General features: G+C 69.5%; 19 protein-coding genes. 12 read left to right on the top strand and 7 right to left on the bottom strand.

The genetic code is table 11. The features are described from left to right. The first annotated feature begins 144 nt into the window (after positions 1 to 144). The 8 genes from SALPAC6_RS0105040 (at position 145) to SALPAC6_RS0105075 (ending at position 8,842) form a co-directional block, all read left to right on the top strand. A complete protein-coding gene (locus tag SALPAC6_RS0105040) occupies positions 145 to 1,746 on the top strand; it encodes a peptide ABC transporter substrate-binding protein (protein WP_018252357.1) in 1,602 nt (533 codons plus the stop codon). Positions 1,747 to 1,835: 89 nt separating this feature from the next. Further along, the gene (locus SALPAC6_RS0105045; protein WP_026189334.1) at positions 1,836 to 2,774 is read left to right on the top strand and encodes an ABC transporter permease; all 939 of its coding nucleotides are present in this window, start codon (positions 1,836 to 1,838) and stop codon (positions 2,772 to 2,774) included. Beyond that, entirely contained in the window at positions 2,767 to 3,735 is a 969-nt protein-coding gene (locus tag SALPAC6_RS0105050; RefSeq protein ID WP_018252359.1) for an ABC transporter permease, read from the top strand. The genes SALPAC6_RS0105045 and SALPAC6_RS0105050 overlap by 8 nt, the downstream gene beginning before the upstream one ends. A gap of 5 nt (positions 3,736 to 3,740) precedes the next feature. Further along, entirely contained in the window at positions 3,741 to 4,826 is a 1,086-nt protein-coding gene (locus tag SALPAC6_RS0105055; RefSeq protein ID WP_018252360.1) for an ABC transporter ATP-binding protein, read from the top strand. Then, positions 4,810 to 5,850: an ABC transporter ATP-binding protein gene (locus SALPAC6_RS0105060; RefSeq protein WP_018252361.1), complete on the top strand. Its 1,041-nt coding sequence runs from the start codon at positions 4,810 to 4,812 to the stop codon at positions 5,848 to 5,850. The genes SALPAC6_RS0105055 and SALPAC6_RS0105060 overlap by 17 nt, the downstream gene beginning before the upstream one ends. Before the next feature lie 149 nt (positions 5,851 to 5,999). Then, positions 6,000 to 7,193, top strand: a complete 1,194-nt coding sequence (locus SALPAC6_RS0105065) for a helix-turn-helix domain-containing protein (RefSeq protein WP_026189335.1) — start codon at positions 6,000 to 6,002, stop codon at positions 7,191 to 7,193. Positions 7,194 to 7,578: 385 nt separating this feature from the next. Continuing rightward, positions 7,579 to 7,767: a hypothetical protein gene (locus SALPAC6_RS0105070; RefSeq protein ID WP_018252363.1), complete on the top strand. Its 189-nt coding sequence runs from the start codon at positions 7,579 to 7,581 to the stop codon at positions 7,765 to 7,767. A 316-nt stretch (positions 7,768 to 8,083) separates the two neighbouring features. Continuing rightward, positions 8,084 to 8,842 carry an alpha/beta fold hydrolase gene (locus SALPAC6_RS0105075; RefSeq protein ID WP_018252364.1) on the top strand — a complete coding sequence of 253 codons (759 nt, stop codon included), beginning with the start codon at positions 8,084 to 8,086 and terminating at the stop codon, positions 8,840 to 8,842. Positions 8,843 to 9,147: 305 nt separating this feature from the next. Here SALPAC6_RS0105075 and SALPAC6_RS0105080 read toward each other — a convergent pair whose 3' ends face one another. Beyond that, positions 9,148 to 9,549 (bottom strand): ArsR/SmtB family transcription factor, encoded by a 402-nt coding sequence (locus SALPAC6_RS0105080; protein ID WP_018252365.1) that lies wholly within the window; start codon positions 9,547 to 9,549, stop codon positions 9,148 to 9,150. A gap of 45 nt (positions 9,550 to 9,594) precedes the next feature. Between SALPAC6_RS0105080 and SALPAC6_RS0105085 the strand changes: the two genes are divergently transcribed. Then, positions 9,595 to 10,359, top strand: coding sequence for an SDR family NAD(P)-dependent oxidoreductase (locus SALPAC6_RS0105085; RefSeq protein ID WP_018252366.1), 765 nt, complete (start codon positions 9,595 to 9,597; stop codon positions 10,357 to 10,359). 6 nt (positions 10,360 to 10,365) lie between these two features. Here SALPAC6_RS0105085 and purH read toward each other — a convergent pair whose 3' ends face one another. Both purH and purN read right to left on the bottom strand, forming a co-directional pair. Further along, positions 10,366 to 11,937, bottom strand: coding sequence for a bifunctional phosphoribosylaminoimidazolecarboxamide formyltransferase/IMP cyclohydrolase (purH, locus tag SALPAC6_RS0105090; RefSeq protein ID WP_018252367.1), 1,572 nt, complete (start codon positions 11,935 to 11,937; stop codon positions 10,366 to 10,368). Next, complete coding sequence (gene purN / locus SALPAC6_RS0105095) at positions 11,934 to 12,554, bottom strand: phosphoribosylglycinamide formyltransferase (RefSeq protein ID WP_018252368.1); 621 nt, start codon at positions 12,552 to 12,554, stop codon at positions 11,934 to 11,936. The genes purH and purN overlap by 4 nt, the downstream gene beginning before the upstream one ends. A gap of 213 nt (positions 12,555 to 12,767) precedes the next feature. Here purN and SALPAC6_RS25365 point away from each other — a divergent pair, with 213 nt between their 5' ends. Next, positions 12,768 to 13,328: a DUF4190 domain-containing protein gene (locus tag SALPAC6_RS25365; protein ID WP_018252369.1), complete on the top strand. Its 561-nt coding sequence runs from the start codon at positions 12,768 to 12,770 to the stop codon at positions 13,326 to 13,328. 14 nt (positions 13,329 to 13,342) lie between these two features. On the opposite strand, the gene SALPAC6_RS0105105 is transcribed toward SALPAC6_RS25365, so the two are convergent. Beyond that, positions 13,343 to 14,611, bottom strand: coding sequence for a cell division protein PerM (locus SALPAC6_RS0105105; RefSeq protein ID WP_026189337.1), 1,269 nt, complete (start codon positions 14,609 to 14,611; stop codon positions 13,343 to 13,345). A gap of 226 nt (positions 14,612 to 14,837) precedes the next feature. Between SALPAC6_RS0105105 and SALPAC6_RS0105110 the strand changes: the two genes are divergently transcribed. After that, a complete protein-coding gene (locus SALPAC6_RS0105110; RefSeq protein WP_018252371.1) occupies positions 14,838 to 15,089 on the top strand; it encodes a hypothetical protein in 252 nt (83 codons plus the stop codon). Between the two features lie 60 nt (positions 15,090 to 15,149). Here the strand turns inward: SALPAC6_RS0105110 and sucD are convergent, their stop codons facing one another. The 3 genes from sucD to SALPAC6_RS0105125 all read right to left on the bottom strand — a co-directional run bounded on the left by sucD (position 15,150) and on the right by SALPAC6_RS0105125 (position 18,046). Beyond that, a complete protein-coding gene (gene sucD, locus SALPAC6_RS0105115; protein WP_018252372.1) occupies positions 15,150 to 16,037 on the bottom strand; it encodes a succinate--CoA ligase subunit alpha in 888 nt (295 codons plus the stop codon). A gap of 2 nt (positions 16,038 to 16,039) precedes the next feature. After that, complete coding sequence (sucC, locus tag SALPAC6_RS0105120) at positions 16,040 to 17,218, bottom strand: ADP-forming succinate--CoA ligase subunit beta (protein WP_018252373.1); 1,179 nt, start codon at positions 17,216 to 17,218, stop codon at positions 16,040 to 16,042. 423 nt (positions 17,219 to 17,641) lie between these two features. After that, positions 17,642 to 18,046 carry a cobalamin B12-binding domain-containing protein gene (locus SALPAC6_RS0105125; RefSeq protein ID WP_018252374.1) on the bottom strand — a complete coding sequence of 135 codons (405 nt, stop codon included), beginning with the start codon at positions 18,044 to 18,046 and terminating at the stop codon, positions 17,642 to 17,644. A gap of 416 nt (positions 18,047 to 18,462) precedes the next feature. Between SALPAC6_RS0105125 and SALPAC6_RS0105130 the strand changes: the two genes are divergently transcribed. Next, on the top strand, positions 18,463 to 19,176 hold the full coding sequence (locus tag SALPAC6_RS0105130) for a M23 family metallopeptidase (protein WP_018252375.1): 714 nt from the start codon (positions 18,463 to 18,465) through the stop codon (positions 19,174 to 19,176). The last annotated feature ends 79 nt before the right edge of the window (positions 19,177 to 19,255 follow it).

The raw sequence follows: 19,255 nt of genomic DNA on the forward strand, positions 1-19,255 counted from the left end.
CCCCCACCAAGCCTTGACACCACCCTCCGTTACGACTTCGCAACCCTTCCGTTGTCAATCGCGCACCAGCGACCTACCGTTGTCGATCGTTGCGCAGCGTAACCCAGCGTCGGGTCCTGCGCTGCGTGAGGATGAGGAGGCTTCATGCGTGTTCGTAGACTCGCCGCCTGGACAGCCCTCCCGCTCGCGGTGACCCTGGGCCTGGTGGCCTGCGGCTCCGGCGGCGGTGGGTCCGGCGGGACCGACCCCAACGCGGCCGTGCGGATCGAGATCGCCGAGCCGCAGCACCTGGTGCCGACCAACACCAACGAGACGAGCGGCTCGCAGGTGCTCGCTGCCCTGTTCAGCCCGCTGATCGGCTACGACGACGCCAGCCAGGCGTACGAGGTGGCAGCCGAGTCGGTGACGTCCGAGGACAACATCACCTGGACGATCCAGCTCAAGGACGGTTACACCTTCCACAACGGCGAGCCGGTCACCGCCGACAACTACATCGACGCCTGGAACTACGGCGCCTATGCCCCGAACGGCCAGGCCACGAGCTACTTCTTCGAGAAGATCGCCGGGTACGAGGACCTCCAGGGCGACACCCCGGCCGCGCAGACGCTGTCCGGCCTGGAGAAGGTCGACGACCTGACCTTCACCGTGACCCTGTCCACGCCATACTCCGGCTTCCGGACCATGCTCGGGTACAACGCCTTCTACCCGCTGCCGAAGGCCGCGTTCTCGGAGCCGGGCGTACTCGACGAGGGCTACGAGCAGGCGCCGATCGGTCAGGGCCCGTTCCAGATGAAGGGCACCTGGCAGCACGACGCCCGGGTCGAGGTCGAGCGGTACGACGCCTTCCCCGGCGAGCAGCCGAAGGTGGCGGGCGTCGAGTTCCGGATCTACCAGCAGCCCGCCGCCGCGTACGCGGATGTCCTCTCGGACAACCTCGACGTGATCAAGGTGATCCCGACCGAGAGCCTGTCGACGGCCCCCACCGACCTGGGTGACCGGTTCCAGACCAGTCCCGGGTCGTCCTTCCAGTTCCTCTCCTTCCCGACCTACCAGGAGGAGTTCAGCAACCCGGACGTGCGTACGGCGATCTCGATGGCGATCGACCGCGAGGAGATCACGACGGCCATCTTCAAGGACTCGCAGACGCCGGCCCGCTCGTTCATCTCTCCGGTTGTCGCGGGCTACCGCGAGAACACCATCGGCGACGCTGGCACCTTCGACCCGGCCAAGGCCAAGGCGCTCTACCAGAGCGCGGGCGGGCCGAGCCAGATCGAGATCTCGTACAACGGCGACGGCGGCCACAAGGACTGGGTTGACGCCACCTGCAACCAGCTCAGGGCAAACCTGGATGTGGCGTGCGTCGGCAACGCCGAGCCGAAGTTCTCGGACCTGCTGACGAAGGTCAAGGCGGAGCAGCCGGTCGGCCTCTTCCGGATGGGTTGGTCCATGGACTACCCGTCCATGGAGAACTACCTCGGCCCGCTGTACAGCAGCACCGGCTCGTCGAACTTCTACGGCTACAGCAACCCCGAGTTCGACAAGCTGGTCGCCGAGGGTTCGGCGGCGGCCTCCGAGGAGGAGGCGATCGCGAAGTACCAGCAGGCCGAGGAGGTGCTGGCCGAGGACATGCCGGTGATCCCGCTGCGCTACGGCCAGAACGTCTTCGGGCACTCGACCAAGGTCACGAACGTGGAGTTGGACCTCTTCAACCGGGTCGACCTGCTGAAGATCGAGGCAGTCCAGTAGTTCCGTAGTAAGCGGTGTGGTCGGGTCGCCGGGTAGCTGGTGACCCGACCACCCCTCTCCTTCGCCCTTTTTCAGAGAGACTGCCTAGTATGGTCCGCTTTATTCTGCGACGACTGCTCCAGATGGTCCTCGCCTTCTTCGGGACCACGCTGATCGTCTACGCGCTGATGTTCGCCGGTCAGGGTGATCCCATCCAGGCTCTCGCCGGCGAACGCCCGGTCACCGATGCCCAGCGGGCATACCTGACGGAGAAGTTCCACCTGGACCGGACCGGCATCGACGGCTTCTTCTACCGCTACTTCGACTACATCCGGAACCTTCTCCGGGGCGACCTCGGCGAGTCCCTCACCGGACGGCAGATCGGCGACATCCTGGCCGCCGCCTGGCCGGTGACGATCAAGCTGGCGCTGATCGCGATGACAGTCACCGTGCTCGTCGGGGTCACCGCCGGCGTGCTCGCCGGCATTCGGCGGGCCAGTGTCTTCGACAACTCGACGCTGCTGCTGACCCTGGTCGTGCTCGCCGTACCGACCATCGTGCTGGCGCCCATCGCGCAGTACCTCCTCGGCGTCCGGTGGCAGCTCTTCCCGCCCACCGCCGGCGCCGACCCCGACTTCTACGCGCTGCTGCTGCCCGGGATCGTCCTCGGCTCTCTCTCCCTGGCCACCGCGCTGCGGCTGACCCGGACCTCGGTCGCCGAAAACCTCCGCGCCGACTACGTGCGCACCGCCCGGTCGAAGGGCCTGGTCAAGCGACGGATCGTCGGCATCCACGTGCTGCGTAACTCGCTCATCCCGGTGGTCACCTTCCTCGGCGTCGAATTGGGCAACCTGATGGGCGGCGCAATCATCACCGAAGGGGTGTTCAACATCCCCGGGGTCGGTTTCAACCTCTTCCGCGCCATCCGTACCGAGGACGGTCCGTTGGTGGTGGGGATCGTCAGCGTGCTGGTCGTCGTCTATCTCATCGCCAACCTGGTGGTGGACGTGCTCTACGCCGTACTCGACCCGAGGATCCGCTATGAGTGATTTCGAGACGGTGGCCGCGTCGGAGGACCCGAACGCCCGGCGCGGCCCCTCCGGCGAGCCGAACGCGCCGAACCAGGTCGGCGGCACCTCCGTCACCCCCGGCCGACCGCGCAGCCTCGCCGGCGACGCCTGGCGGGACCTGCGCCGAAAGCCGATCTTCTGGATCAGCTCCGCCCTGGTCCTGGTGGTCACCGCGATGGCCGCGGTGCCCGCGCTGTTCACCGCCGCCGACCCGGCCGACTGCGTACTCTCCCGGCAGCACGCCGGCCCCTCCGGCGGCGCCATCTTCGGGTACGACTTCCAGGGCTGCGACACGTACGCTCGGGCGGTCTACGGTGCCCGCGCCTCGCTTCTGGTCGGCGCCCTCTCGGCGCTGCTCACCGGGCTGATCGCGCTCACCGTCGGCATGCTCGCCGGGTACTTCGGCCGCTGGATCGACGCCGTCCTCTCCCGGGTGATCGACATCGTGCTCGGAATCCCCCTGCTGCTCGCCGCGATCGTGCTGCTCAAGCGAGTCGCCAGCGACAGCGCGACGGTCCGGATCGCGGCGGTGATCTTCGTCCTGGCGGTGCTCGGCTGGACGACGACGGCCCGGGTGGTCCGCTCGTCGGTGATCACCGCCAAGGAGCAGGACTACGTCGCCGCCGCCAGGATGCTCGGCGCGAGCAACAGCCGGATCATGTGGCGACACATCCTGCCCAACACACTCGCCCCCGCCATCGTGGTGCTGACCATAGCGCTCGGATCCTTCATCGCGGCCGAGGCGACGCTCTCCTTCCTCGGCATCGGGCTCAAGGAACCCACGATCTCCTGGGGCATCGATATCAACAGTGGCCGGGTGCACATGCGCGAGTCGGCCACCCCGCTGATCGTCCCGTCGACCTTCCTCGCGCTGACCGTGCTGGCGTTCATCATGCTCGGCGACGCGATCCGAGACGCCTTCGACCCGAAACTCCGGTGAGTCCCGTGCGCGGGAACCGACACACCCGTGGCAGCGAGCGAAAGGCAGGCGCTGTGTCCCAGTCCGCCGTCCAACCCACGCCCGCCTCCCCCACTCCGGAGGGCGGCCACCTGCTCGAGGTACGAGACCTGCACGTCGAGTTCCGCACCGGAGAAGGCGTGGCGAAGGTGATCAACGGTGTCTCGTACCACCTGGACGCCGGGGAGACCCTCGCCGTGCTCGGCGAGTCCGGCTCCGGCAAGTCGGTCACCGCTCAGGCGATCATGGGCATCCTGGACACCCCGCCCGCGGTAATCCGTAGCGGGCAGATCCGCTACCAGGGGCGCGACCTGCTCACCCAGTCGGAGGAGCAACGCCGGCAGGTACGCGGCACCGAGATCGCCATGATCTTCCAGGATGCGCTCTCCGCGCTGAACCCGACCTTCCCGGTCGGCTGGCAGATCAGCGAGACGCTGCGCCAACGGGCCGGGATGTCCCGTGGCAACGCCCGCCAACGCGCCATCGAACTGATGGAGCTGGTGAAGATTCCGGCCGCGGCCAACCGGCTCGGCGACTACCCGCACCAGTTCTCCGGCGGGATGCGGCAACGCGTCATGATCGCCATGGCGTTGGCGCTGAACCCGAAGGTCCTCATCGCCGATGAGCCGACGACCGCGCTGGACGTGACCGTGCAGGCCCAGATCATGGACCTCCTGGCCGACCTGCGTCGGGACCTCCGCATGGCGATGATCCTGATCACCCACGACCTCGGCGTGGTAGCCGGCGTCGCCGACCGGATCGCCGTCATGTACGCCGGGCGGATCGTCGAACACGCCGACGTCCGGTCGCTGTACAAGTCACCCGCCCACCCGTACACCAAGGGGTTGTTGGAATCGATCCCGCGGCTGGACTTCCACGGCCAGCATCTGTCGACGATCCGGGGCCTGCCGCCGAACCTGATGCGGATCCCCTCCGGCTGCCCCTTCCACCCCCGGTGCCCCTACGTCCAGCAGGTCTGCGTGGACGTCGTACCGCACGACCTGGTCCTCGGCGACGGCCGGACCAGCGCGTGCCACTTCGCGCAGGAGGTCCGCGATGACCGCGCCCGCTAGCCCGCCGAAGAAGGTACGCGGCGAGCCAATCCTCGCCGTCAGAGACCTGGTCAAGCACTTTCCCATCACCCAGGGCGTCGTCTTCCAGCGCCAGATCGGCGCGGTCCGCGCCGTGGACGGGGTCAGCTTCGACCTGCGCCGCGGTGAAACCCTCGGCATCGTCGGCGAGTCCGGCTGCGGCAAGTCCACCCTGGCCCGACTGCTGATGCGGCTGGAGATGCCGACCTCCGGAGCGGCGACCTTGGAGGGGCGGGACCTCTTCGCCGCCCGGGGCGGGGAGTTGCGCCGGCTACGCCGCAACATGCAGATGGTCCTCCAGGACCCGTACACCTCGCTGAATCCGCGGATGACCGTCGGCGACATCATCGGTGAGCCCTTCGAGATCCACCCGGAGGCGGCACCCAAGGGCAGCCGGCAGCGGCGGGTCCAGGAGCTGCTGGACATGGTCGGGCTCAGCCCCGAGCACCTCAACCGGTACCCACACCAGTTCTCCGGCGGCCAGCGCCAGCGCATCGGCATCGCCCGCGCGCTCGCGCTGCGCCCCGAGGTGATCGTCTGTGACGAGCCGGTCTCCGCGCTGGACGTCTCGATCCAGGCGCAGGTGATCAATCTGCTCGAGCAGCTTCAGGACGAGCTCGGTCTCTCGTACATCTTCATCGCCCACGACCTGTCGGTGGTACGGCACATCTGCGACCGGGTCGCGGTGATGTACCTGGGTCGGATCGTCGAGCTCGGCACCGAGGAGGAGATCTACCAGCGGGCCACCCACCCGTACACCCAGGCACTGCTGTCGGCGGTGCCGGTGCCCGACCCGGAGTTGCGGGACAACCAGAACATGATCCGCCTGATCGGCGACGTGCCGAGCCCGGCGAACCCGCCGAGCGGCTGCCGGTTTCGCACCCGGTGCTGGAAGGCACAGGACGTCTGCGCCACCCAGGACCCGGACACCGTGCCGCGGGCCGCCGACCCGCACCCGTCGGCCTGCCACTTCGCCGAGCTCCGTGCACCGGCGTCCCCCTCCTGACGACCGCCGACCACCGATGCGCTGCTTCCCGGGCCGGATCGCCGGCACACTCCCGTATCGGTGACGGCGAGTATCGTCAACTGTGGTGGCGTGCCGGAGTATCGGCCGGCGGTCCGCCGCCCAGAATCGCTACCTGGGAGGCGACGATGATGGACCAGACGACCTTCGGTGCACGCCTACGCGCCCACCGCGAACGTGCCGGGAAGACCCGACCGGTCCTCGGTGGTCTGGTCGGTCGCAGCGCGGAGTGGGTCAAGGCGTTGGAGAACGGCCGCCTACTTCCGCCCCGCCTTCCCATGATGCTTCGCCTGGCTGAGGTACTGGGGCTCGACGACCTCGCCGACCTGACCGGAGATCAGACCCTGCCCGTGGCGTCGGTGACCCGCGCTGGTCATCCCGCTCTCGACAAGGTCGCCGCCGCGATGCAACGCTCTTCCCTGCCGGCCGGTCCGGCTACTCAGGTCGAGGTGCTGCGCGGCTTGGTCGGTCAGGCGTGGGAGTTGTGGCACCGTTCAACCACCGAACGGACGGCGGTCGCCGGGGTACTCCCTGAGCTGCTGGGCGAAGCGCAGCGCAGCGCTCGCCGGCTGGACGGACTGGCCCGCCGACAGGCGCTCGTCGAACTGGCCCGGATCTACCACCTCGCCCAGTTGTACCTGGCCCACCAGCCGTACCCAGAGTTGGTGTGGCTGGCCGCTGACCGGGCGATGTCTGCCGCGCAGAACGCCGATGACCCGGCCGCGATCGCGGCGGCCGGCTGGTACTACGCCCACGTCTACCGCGGAGCCAACCAGATCGACGCGGCCGAGCAGGTGCTTGTCGACGCTGCCACTCTGGTGGACCCGGCAGCCGACGATGAGCAGTTGGCCCGGTGGGGGCAGGCCCAGCTCGGCCTCGCGCTGGGGCACAGCAAGGCTGGTCGAGCCGGGCAGGCCTGGCGGGCATGGGACGCCGCCGACGAGGCCGCGGGCCGGCTTGGCAGCACGTACACCCACCCGTGGTTGATGTTCGGACCGGCGGCCTGCGCGACGTACGCGGTCACCATCGAAACGGATCTGTGCCGGCCGGGTGCGGCGGTCCGGCGTGCGGACACCATGGACTACCGTGCGCTTCCGTCGTGCACGCGTCGGGCCGCCGCCCTGATCGAGGGCGCACGGGCGCATGTGCTGCACCGAGGTGAGTTGGCGGCGGTGCATCTGCTCGGACGGGCACTGCGGGAGAGCGTGGACACCCTGCGACACCATCCGTATGCCCGCACCGCTGTCCTGGAGCTGTCCAGCCGGCCCGGCATGGTCGGGGAGGACGCGAGGGAACTTGCCCTCGCGATCGGCGTCATGGGGTAGCGCTCCCTCAGGTACAGACTCTCCCCGCCCCCACCCGCGACCGCTCGTAGCGTCCAGGTCACTGGCGGAGGGCAACCACTCCGGCCTCGCTCCCGAGAGTGCCGGAACTCGCCGCCTTACGGAACTCGACGAAAGGCGAACCCATGGCGGCCTCTTCCAAGCTATCCGGCGTGGTGCGGTGGTTACTCCGGCGGCAGGAGTTGTCGCCACGAACTCAGGTCGGGGAGCGCCACCAGGCGATTGAGCGGGAAGCGGCCCGGCGGCGGCTGCTCGAACAGGCGAGACGACTACGGGACACGCAGTGGCACCGCGAGCCGACTCAGCCCGCGCCCCCTACCCGGACGACGGTGGCGCAGAGCACCGATGGTGAGACCAGGGGCCATCGATGAGACCGGCGGCCGACCAGCAGGAACAGGCGATCCTCGCCGCGCACGTACCCGGACCTGACGGCATGTGCACCGGTTGCCGCGCCTGGTGGTCGCGGCTGACGCCGTACCCGTGCCTGCAGGCCGACTGGGCAACCAGCCGGCACGCCCGCAGAATCACCCACCGCTTCCTACACGGTGCCGGATGACCGCCCACAGCCCGGTCACCCGAGCATGGACCCGCAGCGGCTGCGGCCAGCCCTGGCCCTGCCCAACCCGAAATCACGAGCTACCGGCGGAGTACGATCGTGCACGACGGCCCGCGACAGCTGGGGATCGGCGGCGGCACGGCCGGGCACGGTGACCATGGCCCTACCCGAGACGCTCACCGCCGTCCATCAGGGCCATATGCCGGACACACACGGATGGGTGTGCCACTGAGGCTCCACCACCCGTCCACGCTTGACGCTCACTAGTCGACTACCAATCGACGTACCAAACTGGCAGAAGGAAGGTACAGCACACGTGGTGCTGCTCTCGCACGACATGGCGGGGACCGGTGACACGGTCGTCCTGCTGCATTCCTCGGTGTGTGACCGGCGGATGTGGGACCCGCAGTGGCAGTCGCTACTGGACGCCGGGTACCGCGTGGTGCGCTGTGACTTCCGGGGTTATGGGCAGACACCGGTGCCGGACGCACCGAACAACAATGCGGACGATGTACGTGAACTGCTGGACGCACTGGGCATCGAGCAGACGGCCGTCGTCGGCTCCTCCTACGGCGGCCGGGTGGCCCTGGAGTTCGCGGCCCGCTGGCCGAACCGGGTGAGCGCTCTGGCGCTGCTCTGCGCCGGCTCACCCCACCATGAGCCCACCGCGGAGCTGGACACCTTCGACGCCGAAGAGGAGGCTCTGGTCGACGCCGACGACCTGGACGGCGCGGTCGAGCTCAACGTACGTACCTGGCTGGGACCGGACGCCGACGACGAGACGCGCGAGAAGGTACGGGGCATGCAGCGGCACGCCTACGACGTACAGCTCGCCGCGGAGGAGGAGTACGACCAACTGGAGGCGGACTGCGAGCTGTCGACGATCACGGCCCGCACCCTGATCGTCTCGGGCAAGCACGATCTGGACTACTTCCAGCAGGTCGCCATCGACCTGGCCGACCGCCTCTCCGACGCCCGGCACGTGCAACTGCCGTGGGGCGGGCACCTCCCGAGCCTTGAGCGCCCCGCCGAGACCGCGACGCTCCTCAAGGGCTTCCTGAACACGTCCTCCTGACCCGATGCCTCGCTGGCCCACCTGATGCACGGGGCGAGGCGGGCGCGGGGCGACTCGCGCCGACCGGGCCGGCCGGGGTCGGTGGCCGGGTGGACATGCCGCCCTACCGCCGGCTTCCTGCCCGTCCGGTCGGCGGCTTTGTTCGGGCTGTCCGGGCAAAGTAGAGCCGCCATGGTGGTCATGCCGGCCGTCTTGGCAGCGGCGATAACCTCCTCCTCCCGGATCGATCCGCCGGGCTGCACCCCCTGATGCCAACCCCGAGGGTTTCGATCCGCGGGGCACCCGACGGTCGAACTGCGAGGCCCTCAGCTTTCGATCTGCGGGGCTCCAGGCTTTCGATCTGCGCGGGCCTCGGGTAGGCCACCGACGACGCCAACGTGGCCGCCCACGTCGTCCCGATCGGCGGCGCCGAGGACGGCGCCCAGCAGCCCGGGGAAGCGGGCGTCGAGGTCACCGCCACGGAGCTCGACGAAGCAGCGGGTGCCTTCCTGCCGGGTGCGGGTGATACCCGCATCGCGGAGCACGCGCAGGTGGTGGCTGAGGGTGGACTTGGCGACCGGCGCCCGAAGTTCGCCCCACCCGCGTTCGCGACCATCGGCGAGCACCCGTACCAGGCCGACCCGGATGGGGTCGTGGAGAGCCCCCAGCACGTCGATGAGGGAGATCTCGTCACGGTCGGGATGTCGTGCCGTCTTCATGGCGTTCATGATACCTTGTTCGACGTTTCACGAACATCGAACATTGGAGTGACAGTGAACGCCAGACCCTGCACCGATCTCACCGCACATGTCGTTGTCGTCACCGGCGCCGGATCCGGCATCGGCCGCGCCACAGCACACGCATTCGCCGGCGCGGGCGCACGGGTGCTGGGTGTCGGCCGCCGCAAGGATGCCCTTGCGGCGACCGCCGCCGGACACCCCACGATCGCCGTCCATCCGGCCGACCTGAACGACCCCGGAGCACCGCAGGAAGTGGTGGACGCCGCAGTCGACCGCTGGGGACAACTGGACGTCCTGGTCAACAACGCCGGCGCTACCAGGATCATGCCGTTGGCGCACACCACGGCCGCGGGCATCGCTGCCCTGTTCGACCTCAACGTCGTCGCGCCCAGCCTGCTGGCGCACGCGGCCCTACCACACCTGCGCCGGAACCGCGGATCGATCGTCAACGTCTCCAGCACCTACGGCCACCGGCCCCTGCCCGGCGCCGCCCACTACGCGGCCTCCAAAGCCGCCCTCGAACAGCTCACCCGGAGCTGGGCGGCAGAACTCGCGGCGGACGGCATTCGGGTCAACGCCCTGGCTCCCGGCCCGACCGAGAGCCAGGCATTGGCCGCCGCCGGACTCTCCGACCCGGCCATCGAAGAGATCAAGCGAGAAGAGGCCGTCCGCATCCCCCTCGGTCGCCGCGGTGACCCCGACGAGGTCGCCGCCTGGATCCTGCGTCTGGCCGACCCGGCCAGCACCTGGCTGACCGGGCAGGTCCTCACTGTCGACGGTGGGCTGGAGCTGACGTGACCTCGGTCAGTGGAAGAAGTGCCGGGTGCCGGTGAGGTACATGGTCACGCCGGCCGCCTTGGCGGCGGCGATGACCTCCTCGTCCCGGATCGATCCGCCGGGCTGGACAATCGCCCGCACTCCGGCGTCGAAGAGGATCTTCGGACCGTCGGCGAACGGGAAGAACGCGTCGGAGGCGCACACCGCCCCCCGCGCCCGTTCGGCACCGGCCCGCTCCACCGCCAACCGGGCCGAGTCAACCCGGTTTACCTGCCCCATCCCCACGCCGACGGTCGCCCCGTCGCGGGCGAGCAGGATCGCGTTGCTCTTCACCGCTCGAACCGCCCGCCAGGCGAAGGCCAGGTCCCGCAGGGTCGCCTCGTCGGCGGCCTCACCAGTCGCCAGCTGCCAGGTGGCCGGGGCGTCGCCTGCGGCGTCCACCCGGTCCCGCACCTGCACCAGCATCCCACCGGTGACCGGTCGCCACTCCGCCGATGCCGGGGCGTAGGCCGGGGCGCGCAGCAGGCGCACGTTTTTCTTGCCCCGCAGCACCTCGAGCGCATCGGGTTCGAAATCCGGGGCGACAACCACCTCGGTGAACACCTCCGCCACCTGCCCGGCGAGCTCGACGCCGACCGGCCGGTTCACCGCGATCACGCCACCAAAGGCGGACACGGGATCGCAGGCGTGTGCCTTACGGTGCGCCTCGGCGACGTCCGCGCCCACCGCGATGCCACAGGGGTTGGCGTGCTTGATGATCGCCACCGCCGGCTGGTCGGAGAAGTCGTTGGCGGCCCGCCAGGCGGCGTCGGCGTCAACGTAGTTGTTGTACGACATCTCCTTGCCGTGCAGCTGCTCGGCCTGGGCGAGCCCGGCCGGGCTCGACGGGTCGGTGTAGAGGGCGGCCGGCTGGTGTGGGTTCTCCCCGTACCGCAGCACCGCGTCGCGGCGCAGCGCCAGCCCGGCGAAGCCCGGCCACGGCGCATCCTCCTCGACCAGCTCCCGCGCGCACCATTCGGCGACGGCCACATCGTAGTCGGCGATCACCGCGAACGCCCGGGCCGCGAGCGCCCGGCGCTGCGCCAGGGTGAAGCCACCCGCCCGTACCGCCGCCAGCAGTTGGGGGTAGCCCGACGGGTCGGTCACCACGGCGACCGAGGCGTGGTTCTTGGCGGCGGCCCGCACCATCGCCGGCCCACCGATGTCGATCTGCTCGACGCACTCGTCCGGCCCCGCCCCGGAGGCGACGGTCGCCTGGAACGGGTACAGGTTGGACACCAGCAGGTCGATCGCTCCGATGCCATGCTCGGCGAGCTGCCCAACGTGCGACTCCTTGCGCAGGTCCGCGAGGAGACCGCCGTGAATCTTGGGGTGCAGCGTCTTGACCCGGCCGTCGAGGATCTCCGGGAACCCGGTCACCGAGTCCACCGCGGTGACCGGCACGCCGGCACCGGCGATGGCCGACGCGGTGCTTCCGGTCGAGACGATCTCCACGCCGGCGTCATGTAACGCCTGGGCCAGCTCGGCCAGACCGGCCTTGTCGTAGACGCTGACCAGCGCCCGCCGGATCGGGCGGCGCTCGTCCTGACTGGAACTCACGGAACCGTGACCTTTCTTCCGGTGATCGTCCAACCTGCACGGACCAGGCGACCCACCTGCTCGACGAGCTGGCGTCGCTCGGCCTCCTTGATTCGCTCGGTGAGCGTCTGCTCGTCGTCGCCGTCCCGGACCGGCACCGCGACCTGGGCGACGATCGGGCCGGTGTCCGTACCCGCGTCAACGAAGAAGAGAGTGGCCCCGGTGATCTTCACCCCGTAGGCGAGCGCGTCGCGGGGCCCGTGAATGCCGGGGAAGGCCGGCAGCAGGGTGTTGTGCGTGTTCAGATAGCGGTCGCCGAACGCGGCAAGGAAATGCGGGCCGACCAGCTTCAGGAAGCCGGCGGAGACGACCAGGTCGGGTGTGTGCTCGGCGACCCGCGCGGTGAGCGCGGCGTCCCAGTCGGAGCGGGTCGGATAGTCCTTCACCCGCTCCACGAAGGTCGGCACCCCCGCCGCCGCGGCCCGGTCCAGCCCGGCGATACCGTCGCGGTCCGCCCCGACCGCGACCACCCGGGCGCCGTACCCAGGATCGGTGCCGGCGTCGAGCAATGCCTGAAGGTTACTGCCGGAGCCGGAGACGAGAACGACGATACGGGCGACAGACGCGGGCTCAGGCACCGGACAACCCTATCGGGGTGGCCCGGCCGCCGGTTCGCTGGGCGGCAAGCCGACGCTGAATCAGCGACCAGGCCAGGTACGCTGCCGTCGCTCCCCCGCACACCGGTAGCGACAGTTGTCCCCATGTCGCACCCTGTGCAGAGGAGTAGCGAAAGATGCAGCCCGGAGTCCCGCCCCAATCCTCGAGCTCCTGCTGATCGACCGGGAGGACGCATGCAACCCGACCCATCCACCCCGCAGCACGATCCGTCCACCCCACCAGCGGATTCGTACGCCCCACCGGCCACGGACCCGTACGTCCCACCGGCCACGGACCCGTATGCCCGACCGGTGGACCCGTACGCCCCACCGGCTACCCCGGATTCGCGGCAGCCGTACCCCCCGCCGCCGGTGAACCCCCACGCCATGCCCACACCGCCGAGCCCGCCACCGCCGAACCCGTACGCCGTGCCCACCACTCCGCCGTACCCGGGGCCCTACGGCGGGGTACAGATGCACCCGAACGCGGGCTACCCGTTCCCGGCGGGGAAGCAGAACACGCTCGGACTGCTCTCCATGATCCTCGGCATCGCGTCGGTCCCGCTGGCCTGTTGCTTTCTCGGCCTGCCGGTGGGCATCGCCGCGGTGGTGACCGGATGGCTCGGCCAGCAGAAGGTCGAGCAGGGGCTCGCGGACAATCGTGGCCAGGCCCTGGCCGGCATCATCTGCGGAGCGATCGGCGCGTTGCTGGGCCTCGGCTGGGTTGTCCTGGAAGTCGTCGGGCGCGCCCTCTAGTCGCCTTGACGGAGTCAGCCGCGGGACAGGAAGCGGGCCGCTACCACGCCACCCAGCACGCCGGCCCCGGTCACCACGGTCGCCACCGCCGCCACCTGCCACGGCACCGGTCCGACCTCCGCCAGCCGGCCCGCACCCAGCGGGCCGGCCGATGCCGCCGCCACCGCCCCCACCAGTAGGCCCGTCACCGGGCCGGCGAGCACCGCCGGGCGCAGCAGCGGACCCCACTCTTCCCGGGCTCTGTTGCTGCCGGACCGCAGCACCCGACGGGTCAACGACCAGCCCGCCACCATCCCCACCAGAACCGGCACCGCGAGCAGGCCCGCCCCCAGTCCGTCCACCGGTCCACCGGGGAGGCCCGCGACCAGCGGCAGGGCCGGCAGCGCCCCCACTGTCACCTCGCTGGTCTGCACCGTGGTGTCGGTGCCGACCGCGAACCCGGGGCCGAGCAGGTAGCTGGTTGACCAGATCGCCGCGTTCGGGGCGTACGCCAGGTTGACCAGGGTGATCCCGGCCTGTCCCGCCACTCCGGTGTGGTAGGCCGCGATCAGGTCAGCCGCGTCACCGCCGCCGGTCGCCACCGCCAGCCCCGCGACGCCAGCCCCCGCCGCAAGCAGCAGCAACGCCGCGACCAGGCCGGTCCGGATCCCCTCCCGCAGCGGTAGCGGCGCCCGTGCGGCGAGCAGGTCACCGAGCCCGGTCGTACGAACCGCTCCGACGAGGGCAGCAACCGTGGCAACCACGGCGAGGGTCAGGCCGGTCCGTACCGGCGACACGTCCAGTTCCCCGCCGGATACCAGCAGGGCGGCGAGCACTCCGAGGATGGTGTACACGACCCCGACCGCCCCCGCGGCGACGAACGCACGCTGTGGCGACCTGCTTCCCCGGGCACCGATGGCCCGGGTGACGTGCACCCCGGCCCGGATGAGTCGCCAGCCGGCGAGCAGGGTCACCGCCAACGGGGCGAGCCCGAGCGGACCGGCGTTCGTCGTCAGCGGGACGCCGTGCCCGAGCAACCAGCCGGCCAGCCCGACCCGGACCGCGCCCGGCAGGCTCGACGCACCCTCACTGAGCTGGAAGAACCAGAGCACCACTGCCACCGGCAGCCAGGAGGTGAGCGCCGCCCCGACAGCGGCGACGCCTGCGGCGACGGCCAACGGCGGACGACTCGGCGGGCCACCCGCCCGTGGCGCGGGGACCCGGCGAGCCGGCCCGGGTCGCCCCGGTGGGCGAGCGCCCACCCGGGCGCGCCGACCGGGCTGATCGGGGGTGACAGAGGACATCAGGTCCACTCTGACATGCCGTGCGGGCAGTGGCAGGTCGATAAACCCGCCGGACGGGTTCGAGTTGCGTGATCCACCGTCTCCTGCCTCCGATCCGGTCTAGCCTCGGCCACAGGACGCCACCGCGGCCGACCGGTGTGTCACGTGAGGACCTCCACCACCGGAGGTGTTGAACCGTGTCTCCCCGTATCCCGGCCCGCGCGGCACCGACGCGAGGAGGCACGCCGTGACCGCTGCATATCCTCCGCCCGAGGCGACGGCGGGCCGGGACCGGACGACGCTCTGGGGCGTACTCGGTATCGTCGTTGGCCTGCTCTGCTGCGGGGTCCTCGGGATCGTCTTCGGCTACCTGTCGATCCGCGATGCGCGGCGCTTCGGCAACTCACCGGTGCTCGGTTGGTTGGGCATCGCCTTCGGCGTGTTCAACATCATCGGCAACGGACTTCTCTACGTTGGTGGCAACAATCCGTTCAGCTGAGGTGACGGCTGGAGGGATCAGCCGTGAACGGCCGATCCCTCCAGCTGTCGTCGGCGGGGCTCAGCCCGCGGACATGATCTCCCGCATCAGCCGGGCCGTCTCGGTCGGAGTCTTGCCGACCTTGACGCCGGCTGCTTCCAGCGCCGTCTTCTTGGCCTCCGCGGTGCCGGCCGAGCCGGAGATGATCGCACCCGCGTGCCCCATCGTCTTACCGGGCGGTGCGGTGAAGCCAGCGATGTAGCCAACCACCGGCTTGGTGACGTTCGCCTTGATGAACTCGGCAGCCCGCTCCTCGGCGTCGCCACCGATCTCGCCGATCATGACGATCGCGTCGGTGTCCGGGTCGGCCTCGAACGCGGCCAGCGCATCGATGTGCGTGGTGCCGATGATCGGGTCACCGCCGATACCGACACAGGTGGAGAAGCCGATGTCACGCAGCTCGTACATCATCTGGTAGGTCAGCGTGCCACTCTTGCTGACCAGGCCGATCCGGCCGGTGCCGGTGATGTCGGCCGGGATGATGCCGCCGTTGGAGGCGCCCGGCGACACGATCCCCGGGCAGTTCGGCCCGATGATTCGGGTCCGCTCGCCCTGCGCCACGTTATACGCCCAGAAGGCGGCGGTGTCGTGCACCGGCACACCCTCGGTGATCACCACGGCGAGCGAGATGCCGGCGTCGATCGCCTCGATCACCGCGCTCTTGGTGAACTGCGGCGGCACGAAGATGACCGTCACGTTGGCGCCGGTCTCCCGCATCGCGTCGGCGACGTTCGCGAAGACCGGCAGCTGGGCGCCGTCGAAATCAACGGTGGTGCCCGCCTTACGCGGGTTCACCCCACCGACGATGTCGGTGCCCGCGGCGAGCATCCGCCGGGTGTGCTTGGAACCCTCGGAACCGGTCATCCCCTGCACGATGACCTTCGAGTCCTTGGTCAGCCAGATCGCCATTGTCAGACCCCCGCAGCGGCCAGCTCGGCGGCCCGCTCGGCCGCACCATCCATCGTGTCGACCCGCTGGATCAGCGGGTTGTTCGCGCCGTCGAGAATCGCCCGACCGGCCTCCGCGTTGTTGCCGTCGAGGCGGACGACCAGCGGCTTGGTTACCTTCTCGCCCCGCTGCTCGAGCAGGCCCAGCGCCTGCACGATGCCGTTGGCTACCGCGTCGCAGGCGGTGATGCCGCCGAACACGTTGACGAAGACGCTCTTCACCGCGGGGTCGGAGAGCACGATCTCGAGGCCGTTGGCCATCACCGCGGCGCTCGCACCGCCACCGATGTCGAGGAAGTTGGCCGGCTTCACACCACCGTGCCGCTCACCGGCGTAGGCGACCACGTCGAGGGTCGACATGACCAGTCCGGCGCCGTTGCCGATGATGCCAACCTCACCATCGAGCTTGACGTAGTTGAGGTCCTTCTCCTTAGCAGCCTGCTCGAGAGGATCCACCGCGGCCTGGTCAACCAGCGCCTCGTGGTCCGGGTGCCGGAAGGCCGCGTTCTCGTCCAGGCTGACCTTGGCGTCCAGCAGGAGCAGCCCGCCCTCAGCGGTCTTGGCGAGCGGGTTCACCTCGACCAACGTCGCATCCTCGGCGACGAACGCCTTCCACAGGTCCACCGCGATCTCGACGGCCTGGTCGGCAATCTCGGCCGGGAAACCGGCCTGGGTGACGATCCGCCGGGCCGTCGCCGCGTCCACGCCGGTGTTCGCATCGATCGGCGCCTTGACGACCTTCTCCGGCGTCTCGGCGGCCACCTGCTCGATGTCCATCCCACCGGCGACACTGGCGATGCAGAGGAAGGTGCGGTTCGCCCGGTCCAGCAGGTAGGAGAAGTAGTACTCCTCGGCCACGTCAGCGGTCACGGTGATCATGACCTTGTGGACGGTGTGCCCTTTGATGTCCATGCCGAGGATGTCGGTGGCGCGGGCCACCGTCTCCTCCGCGCCCTCGGTCAGCTTCACCCCGCCGGCCTTGCCCCGGCCACCGACCTTCACCTGCGCCTTGACAACCACCCGACCGCCGAGGCGTTCGGCGATCGCGCGGGCCTCCTCCGGGGTCGTGGCGACGCCGCCGGCGAGCACGGGCAACCCGTGCCGCTCGAACAGGTCCCGCCCCTGGTACTCGTACAGGTCCACGATTGCGCGTCCCGTCCCGTCTCCGCGGCGCGCCGTCGCGCCGCCACCAGCGTATGGAAAACAGTTTGACGCCTGTCATCAGTTGTAACAGGCCATTGAAGGCAGCCTAGCGAGGTCGACACCACCAACGACCAAGCGGGTACGTGGTGTGCGGTTGTGCACAGCCGACTGGCCAGCACCCACCGTTTGGCCGAGTGTCAGCCTTCCGGACGATGTTTTCCCCGACACGTAACCCCGGCGGTCAGGCCTCGTTGAGTCAGATGTCAAAGCGCTGGTCAGCGCGGCGACGAAACGGCCGATGCCCTGTCGGTCGAGGGGTGGCGGCGGGGCATCGTGCATAGAGAGGCCGGGCGTGTGAGGGGTGCGTCCGGCCTCTCCCCCTGCCCAGCCCAGTGAACGCCCCCGGGCCGATCGTCAGGCGGGTCAGGCGACGGTCTGCGCCACGTTCTGCCGAACCCAGTCCACGATCGACCCCGTGGTGGCACCCGGGGTGAACACCTTGGCCACGCCAATCTGCTGTAGTTCCGGGATATCAGTGTCCGGGATGATTCCCCCCCCAAAGACGACGATGTCTCGCGCGTCTCGCTCGGCAAGGAGCTCCAACACCCGCCGGAAGAGTGTCATGTGTGCCCCGGAAAGAACGGAAAGCCCGACCGCGTCGGCGTCCTCCTGGATCGCGGTCTCCACGATCTGCTCCGGGGTCTGATGCAGACCGGTGTAGATGACCTCCATCCCGGCATCCCGGAGGGCACGCGCGACGACCTTTGCGCCGCGGTCATGGCCGTCCAGGCCCGGTTTGGCGACGACGACCCGAACACGAGAGCTCATCTGCGCATCCCTTTCACCGGCTCCGCGGCTTGACCTTAACGAACGGTAACCCGACGGGCCCGGGCTGCGGAATCCGGGCCGTCGAAACCCCGTCGCCTCGGCACCCGACCGCCCACCGGAGACCGAGACAACACCCGGGGTCAGGTCGGATGATGACGCTGCTCGGTCACCCTATGCGACGAACAGGATGAGATTGGGGACACCCTTCATCGACTTAGCCCCAGGACAATAGTGGACACAATCGGGCAGAACATCACACCAATCTGGCGATGCGGCTTGTGACGGACGTGGGGGTTGGCTACCGTGTCCAACGGTTGCCATCAGGTCCATGGACGAGTGACGACGCGGTCGGCGGAGTTCACCCAGCTTCGCGAACGAGCCCGACCGCATCGATACCCCGACAACGGAGGGTGTGCGTGCGCCAGCGCCTGTCGTCTGAGCCCGATAGATATCGCGGCCGCCGCCGCGTACCCACCCCACCGCGGAGCCGCTACGCCGCAGTCGTCACCACCGCCCTCGTCGGCGCCAGCGGGGTCGCACTCCTCGCCGGCAGCGCCCTTCCCGACGCCAAGAGCGTCAGCCCGACAGTCCTGGACGAGCTGAAGACGGCCTCCGCGCTGAGCGAGGACGCCGCGGAGCGCGCCAACGCCGCCGACCGCTCGTCGCGGGACGGCGAGCGGGTCGGCCCGGAGGCGGAGACCGGAGTCTGGTGCCTCCCACTCAAGGACTACGAGTTCAACTCCCCGTACGGCGTTCAGGGTGAAGAGCTCCACACCGGGGTGGACCTGGTCGCCCCGGAGGGCACCCCCTACGTCTCCATCCATGACGGCACTGTCACCAAGGCCGGCTGGTTTGGCGGATACGGATACACGGTGATCGTCGCTAACGCCGACGGCAGCGAGGCCATCTATGGCCACTCCTCCGCCCTCAGCGTGCAGGAGGGCCAACAGGTCAAGGCCGGCGACCAGCTCGGCCTGGTCGGCAACACCGGCCTCTCCTACGGCTCTCACCTGCACCTCGAGGTCCATGTCAAGGGCGAACCGCTTGACCCGGTGCCCTGGCTGATGGAGCGCGGAGTGGACATCCAACTCCAGATGGAACCTTTCCACAGCGAGGTCACTGCCCCCTGACGCTGAGTTACGCCCTACTGCCGCCCGGATCGCAGGATCCGGGCGGTTTTTTCTCGCCTCCAGCCGGTGAAGGTGTTTG

The sequence above is a fragment of the Salinispora mooreana genome (assembly GCF_000379065.1).
Taxonomy (GTDB): domain Bacteria; phylum Actinomycetota; class Actinomycetes; order Mycobacteriales; family Micromonosporaceae; genus Micromonospora; species Micromonospora mooreana.

Coding starts and splice junctions, on each gene's coding strand:
- SALPAC6_RS0105050 (WP_018252359.1), top strand. CDS start 2,767: ATGAGTGATTTCGAGACGGTGGCCGCGTCGGAGGACCCGAACGCCCGG.
- sucD (WP_018252372.1), bottom strand. CDS start 16,037: ATGGCGATCTGGCTGACCAAGGACTCGAAGGTCATCGTGCAGGGGATG.
- SALPAC6_RS25365 (WP_018252369.1), top strand. CDS start 12,768: ATGCAACCCGACCCATCCACCCCGCAGCACGATCCGTCCACCCCACCA.
- SALPAC6_RS0105125 (WP_018252374.1), bottom strand. CDS start 18,046: ATGAGCTCTCGTGTTCGGGTCGTCGTCGCCAAACCGGGCCTGGACGGC.
- SALPAC6_RS0105065 (WP_026189335.1), top strand. CDS start 6,000: ATGGACCAGACGACCTTCGGTGCACGCCTACGCGCCCACCGCGAACGT.
- SALPAC6_RS0105105 (WP_026189337.1), bottom strand. CDS start 14,611: ATGTCCTCTGTCACCCCCGATCAGCCCGGTCGGCGCGCCCGGGTGGGC.
- SALPAC6_RS0105040 (WP_018252357.1), top strand. CDS start 145: ATGCGTGTTCGTAGACTCGCCGCCTGGACAGCCCTCCCGCTCGCGGTG.
- SALPAC6_RS0105060 (WP_018252361.1), top strand. CDS start 4,810: ATGACCGCGCCCGCTAGCCCGCCGAAGAAGGTACGCGGCGAGCCAATC.
- SALPAC6_RS0105070 (WP_018252363.1), top strand. CDS start 7,579: ATGAGACCGGCGGCCGACCAGCAGGAACAGGCGATCCTCGCCGCGCAC.
- SALPAC6_RS0105045 (WP_026189334.1), top strand. CDS start 1,836: ATGGTCCGCTTTATTCTGCGACGACTGCTCCAGATGGTCCTCGCCTTC.
- SALPAC6_RS0105080 (WP_018252365.1), bottom strand. CDS start 9,549: ATGAACGCCATGAAGACGGCACGACATCCCGACCGTGACGAGATCTCC.